At 74.2% G+C, this 5,134-nt stretch carries 1 protein-coding gene; it reads left to right on the top strand.

What is annotated here, in order from left to right:
• Positions 1 to 5,134: type I polyketide synthase (locus G3I65_RS08880; protein WP_160695664.1), on the top strand; the 5,134-nt coding region annotated here is incomplete at both ends.

The raw sequence follows: 5,134 nt of genomic DNA, 5'->3' as shown, positions 1-5,134 counted from the left end.
GATCGCCCGCTGGCTCCAGGACACCGGCGCCGAGCACGTCGTCCTCGCCAGCCGCCGCGGCGACCAGGCCCCCGGCGCCGCCGAACTCGCCGCCGCGCTGGACGTCCCCGTCACCTTCGAGGCCTGCGACATCGCCGACCGCGCCGAAGTCCAGGCCCTCGCCGACCGCCACGACTTCAGCGCGGTGATCCACGCCGCGGCGCTGATCGAGCTGGCCTCGATCGACGCCACCGACGTCGCGGAGTTCGCCGCCGTCGCGCGCGCGAAGGTGCTCGGTGCCGAAAACCTCGACGCCGTCTTCGATCGCGACCTCGACGCGTTCGTGCTGTTCTCCTCGATCGCCGGCGTGTGGGGCAGCGGCGACCACGCGGCCTACGCCGCGGCGAACGCCCACCTCGACGCCCTCGCCGAGCGCCGACGCGCCCGCGGCCTCCGGGCGACGTCGCTGGCCTGGGGCGTCTGGAACGCCGTCAATCCCTGGGACAACGCCAAGGAGAACCAGGACTTCGACGCGAGCCGCCTGCTCCGCCAGGGCCTGCCGTTCCTCGACCCCGACCTCGCCTTCGCCGGGCTCCGGCAGGTGCTGGCCGACGACGAGACGTTCCTCGCGCTCGCCGACGTCGACTGGGCGAAGTTCGCGCCGGTGTTCACCGCCCTGCGGCCCCGCCCCCTGCTGGACGAGCTGCCCGAGGTCCGCCGCGCGCTGACCGTCGAATCCCAGGCCCCGGCCACCACCGGTGGCCTGCGCGAACGCCTGTCCGGCCGGTCCCCGGCCGACCGCACCCGGACCGTCCTGGAGCTGGTCCGCGCCACCGCGGCGGCGGTTCTCGGCCACGACGGCCCGGACGCCGTCGCCCCCGGCGTGGCCCTGCGGGAACTCGGCTTCGACTCGCTCACCGCGGTCGAGCTGCGCAACCGCCTGGCCGCCGAGACCGGCCAGAGCCTCCCCGCGACCCTCGCCTTCGACCACCCGAACGCCGAACGGATCACGGCGTTCCTGCTTGACGGCCTCTTCGGCGCCACGACCGCGGTCACCGAGACCGTCGTCGCGGTCGCCGACGACCAGCCGATCGCGATCGTCGCGATGAGCTGCCGCTACCCCGGCGGCATCACCAGCCCCGAGGACCTCTGGGAGCTGATCACCGCGGGCGGCGACGCCATCACCGGGTTCCCGGTCAACCGCGGCTGGGACACCGACGCCCTGTTCGACCCCGACCCCGATCGCGAGGGCACCAGCACCACCCGCCACGGCGGGTTCCTGCACGACGCGGGCGACTTCGACCCGGGCTTCTTCGGCATCTCACCGCGCGAGGCGCTCACCATGGACCCCCAGCAGCGGCTCCTGCTGGAGACGACGTGGGAGGCGATGGAACGCGCCGGCGTCGACCCGGAGAGCCTGCGGGGGAGCGCGACCGGCGTGTTCGTCGGTACCAACTACGCCGACTACGGCATCGGGCTCGCCCAGCCCGACAGCTCGGCCGGGCACCTGCTCACCGGCGGCGCGGCCAGCGTCGTCTCGGGCCGGATCTCCTACACCTTCGGGCTCACCGGGCCGGCCGTCACCGTCGACACGGCGTGCTCGTCGTCGCTGGTCGCGCTGCACCTGGCCTGCCAGTCGCTGCGCAACGGCGAGTGCACGATGGCGCTGGCCGGCGGGGTGGCGCTGATGTCGACCCCGGCGTCGTTCGTCGCGTTCAGCAGGCAGCGCGCGCTCGCCGCCGACGGCCGCTGCAAGGCCTTCTCCGACGACGCCGACGGCATGGGCATGGCCGAGGGCGTCGGCGTCGTGCTGGTCGAGCGGCTCGCTGACGCCCAGCGCAACGGCCACGAGGTCCTCGCGGTGATCCGCGGCTCGGCGGTCAACCAGGACGGCGCGTCGAACGGCCTCACCGCCCCCAACGGCCCGGCGCAGCAGCAGGTGATCCGCCAGGCCGTGGCCAACGCGCGACTGACCTTCGACGACGTCGATGCCGTCGAAGCCCACGGCACCGGCACCACCCTCGGCGACCCGATCGAGGCCCAGGCGCTCCTGGCCACCTACGGCCGCGACCGCGAGCACCCCCTGTGGCTCGGCTCGGTGAAGTCCAACATCGGCCACAGCCAGGCCGCGTCCGGCGTCGCCGGGGTCATCAAGATGGTCCTGGCCCTGCGCCACGGCCTGCTGCCCGCCACGCTGCACGCCGGCACGCCGTCGTCCCATGTGGACTGGGCGGCGGGCAACGTCCGGCTGGTGGGCGAGAACCTGCCGTGGCCGGACACCGGCCGCCCGCGCCGGGCCGCGGTGTCGTCGTTCGGGATGAGCGGCACCAACGTCCACGCGGTCCTCGAAGCCGCACCGGAGCCGGTCGCGCCCGAGCCGTCCGGGCTCGTCGCGACCGGCCCGGTGCCCTGGGTCCTGTCCGCGAAGACCCCCGCTGCCCTGGCCGGGCAGGCGCGCCGGCTGCAGGCGCGCGTAGGGGCCGCACAGGGGGTCCGGGCCGCAGATGTGGGGTACTCCCTCGCGAATTCCCGGTCTACGTTCGAACAACGGGCGGTGCTCGTGGCCGCCGATGAGCACAGCGGCCACGACGTCCTGGGCGCGCTCGCCCACGGCCGGGCCGTTCCCGGCCTGGTGCGGGGCAGCGCCCGCCACGGGGGCAAGGTCGCCTTCGTCTTTCCCGGGCAGGGCTCGCAATGGGTGGGGATGGCTTTGGACCTGATGGACACGTCGCCGGCGTTCGCGGCCCGCATGCGGGACTGCGAACGCGCGCTGACGCCGTTCGTCGACTGGTCGCTGACCGACGCCATCCGTGACTCCGCGATGCTGGAGCGCGTCGACGTCGTGCAGCCCGCGCTGTTCGCCGTGATGGTGTCGCTGGCCGAGGCCTGGCGTGCCCACGGCGTCCACCCCGACGCCGTCATCGGCCACTCCCAGGGCGAGATCGCCGCGGCCGCGGTCGCCGGCGCGCTGTCCTTGGAGGACGCCGCCCGCGTGGTCGCGTTGCGCAGCAAGGCGATCCTGGCGCTGGCCGGGCGCGGGGGCATGGTGTCGGTGGCCGCTTCCCGCGATATCGTCGAGGCTCGCCTGACCGAGGAGCTTTCGGTCGCGGCGGTGAACGGCCCGGCCGCGGTCGTGGTGTCCGGGGCGCCGTCCGCCCTCGACGAGCTGATGACGTCCTGCGAGGCCGACGGCATCCGCGCGAAGCGGATCCCGGTCGACTACGCCTCCCACTCGGCCCACGTCGAAGCGATCGAAGCCGAGCTGCGCGAACTGCTCGCGCCGGTCTCGCCGCGGTCGTCCGAAATCGCTTTCTACTCCACAGTGACCGCCGAGCCGATCGACACCGCGGTGCTTGACGGCGGCTACTGGTACACCAACCTGCGCAACCCGGTGCTGTTCGACGCGACCACGCGGCTGCTGGCCGAGGACGGCTACGGCACCTTCGTCGAATGCAGCTCGCACCCGGTGCTCACGATGAGCGTCCAGGACACTGTGGACGAAGCCGTCGTGACCGGTACCCTGCGCCGCGGTGAAGGCGGCCTCGAACGGCTGTACACGTCGCTCGCCGAGGTGTGGGTGCACGGCGTCGACGTCGACTGGACGCCCGCGTTCGGTGAAGGCGCCCGGCTGGTCCCGCTGCCGACGTACGCCTTCGACCACCAGCGGTACTGGCTGGACCCGGCCCCGGCGGCGGCCCCGGCCGAAGACGGGCTCTGGACGGCGCTCGAAGAAACCGACGACCTGGCCGGCGTCCTCGGCGTCGACCGCGGCGCGCTCGACGAGGTCCTGCCCGCGCTGACCCGCTGGCGCTCCCGGCGCGCCGAGGAGTCCACTGTGGACTCGTGGTGCCTGAAGGTGGGCTGGTCGCCGGTCGCCGAACCGGCGCTGCCGCTGCTGTCCGGGCGCTGGCTGGTCCTCGGTTCCGCCGGGAGCTTCGCGGCCTCGGTGCTCGACGCGCTGGCCACCCGTGGCGCCGACGTCGTCACGGCCACTGTGGAGGACCTGCCGCCGGGCGAGTACGCCGGCGTGGTTTCCCTGCTGGGCTTGGACGAAGAGCCGTTGCCCGGGCACCCGCTGATCGCTTCGGGCGTCGCGGCGACGGCCGCTTTGGCGCCGAGGCTGACCGAAGCCGGGATCGACGCTCCACTGTGGATCATCACCCGTGGTGCGGTCGCCACCGGGGCCGACGACGCGCCGCCGTCGAGCGTGCCCGCGCAGCTGTGGGGCCTCGGCCGCGTGATCGGCCTGGAGTACCCGGGAATCTGGGGCGGTTTGGTCGACCTGCCCGCCACTGTGGACGAACGCACCGCCGACCGGCTGGCCGGGGTGCTGGCCGAGTCCGGCGGCGAAGACCAGCTCGCGATCCGCGCCCAGGGCATCCTCGCCCGCCGGTTGCGCCCGGCTCGTCCGGCGCCCGCGGGGGAGCCGTGGCGGCCGCGTGGCACCGTGCTCGTCACCGGCGGCACCGGTTCGCTGGGTGCGCACGTCGCCCGGTGGCTGGGCCGGTCCGGCGCCGAGCACCTCGTGCTCACCAGCCGTCGTGGCGAAGCCGCGCCCGGTGCCACCGACCTGGCCGACGAACTGCGGGAACTCGGCTGCGCGGTGACCGTCGCCGCGTGCGACGTCGCCGAACGCAAGGCCGTCGAAGAACTGCTGGCCGGGCTGGAGCATGCGCCCACCGCTGTCGTGCACGCCGCCGGGCTGCCGCAGTCGAGCACCCTGGCCGAAACCGGCCTGCACGAGTTCGAAGACGTCCTCGCGGCCAAGGTCGCGGGCGCGGCGCACCTCGACGAGCTGCTCGGCGACGACCTCGAAGCGTTCGTGCTGTTCTCCTCCAACTCCGGCGTCTGGGGCAGCGCGGGCCAGGGTGCCTACGCCGCCGCGAACGCCTACCTGGACGCGCTCGCCGAACAGCGTCGCGCCCGTGGCGTCAAGGCGACTTCGGTGGCCTGGGGCCTCTGGGCCGGCGGCGGCATGGCGCAGGACGAAGGCGAGCAGCAGCTGCGCCGCCGTGGCCTGCGGCCGATGGCGCCCGAGCGCGCGGTGGCGGCCATGCAGGGCGCGCTCGACCGCGACGAGACGTTCCTCGCCGTGGCCGACGTCGACTGGGAGCGGTTCGTGCCGGCCTTCACGGCATCGCGGCGCCGCCCGCTG

Source organism: Amycolatopsis sp. SID8362 (genome assembly GCF_010550475.1).
GTDB lineage: Bacteria > Actinomycetota > Actinomycetes > Mycobacteriales > Pseudonocardiaceae > Amycolatopsis > Amycolatopsis eburnea.
The sequence above is the reverse complement of the archived record's forward strand: the minus strand, read 5'-3'. Positions and strand labels throughout refer to the sequence as shown.